This window comes from Oleiphilus sp. HI0067, from assembly GCF_001635735.1.
On record NZ_LWFI01001492.1, the window covers coordinates 1 to 986 of the forward strand.

The 986-nt window shown below is 44.8% G+C and carries 2 protein-coding genes; both read left to right on the forward strand.

From position 1 onward, the window contains the following. Nucleotides 1–228: 50S ribosomal protein L9 (gene rplI / locus A3739_RS24410; protein ID WP_068503134.1), on the forward strand; the 228-nt coding region annotated here is incomplete at its 5' end. A 129-nt stretch (nucleotides 229–357) separates the two neighbouring features. Beyond that, nucleotides 358–986: DnaB-like helicase N-terminal domain-containing protein (locus tag A3739_RS24415; RefSeq protein WP_304440309.1), on the forward strand; the 629-nt coding region annotated here is incomplete at its 3' end.

Below are 986 nucleotides of genomic sequence, written 5' to 3' on the forward strand. Positions count from 1 at the left end.
GGTAAGGCTGTAACGATCGTTTCTAAAGCTGGTGATGAAGGCAAGCTATTTGGTTCTATCGGTGTACGTGACGTTGCAGATGCAGTCACTGCTTCTGGCACTGAAGTAAGCAAGTCTGAAGTTCGTCTTCCAGAAGGTCCAATTCGTAACACTGGTGATTTCGAAGTTGATGTTCAGTTGCACAGCGATGTAACTGCAACAATCAATCTTTCAGTTGTTGCTGAATAAGACCTTACGCCGAAGCGCGTAACGTTCACAGAGCCCAATTTTAAGTTGGGCATCTGCTTCTAAGCCCTAAGGATATCCTGTATATTCTTGGGGCTTATTTGTATTTATCTCCTGGAGTTTTTTCCTCTCGTGGCTGACCAAGAAATCTTAAATTTAAAAACCCCACCGCACTCAATCGAAGCTGAACAGTCCATTCTTGGGGGCCTGTTGTTAGATAATAGTAAATGGGATGCGATTGGCAGCAAAGTTATAGAGGATGACTTCTACCGACAAGATCATCGTTTGTTATTCCGTGTCATGAGCCGTTTGGCTACGGCGGGCAACCCTGTTGATTTGATTACTGTCTCAGAAGAACTGCAGCGTATTGGTGAGCTTGATAATGCTGGTGGTATGCAATACCTCACCGAACTCGTTGAGAAAACTCCTAGTGCAAGTAACGTCCATTCCTACGCAAATATTGTGCATGAGCGAGCTGTTTTACGCCGTTTGATTCGGGTTTCTGGTGAGATCTCTGATAGTGCTTTTAATCCTTCAGGAAAGAGCACCAGTGAATTATTAGACGAAGCTGAGCGCAAGGTATTTAAAATTGCCGAGGGCACTGCAGGTGAGGAAGCTGGTCCTGTTTCTATCAATCCGATTCTGACCAAAACGCTTGAACGTATCGAAGAACTATTTGATGCAGAAGAGGGGATTACCGGTGTTACGACAGGGTTTACCGACCTAGACGAAATGACTTCCGGTTTACAGCCCTCTGATTT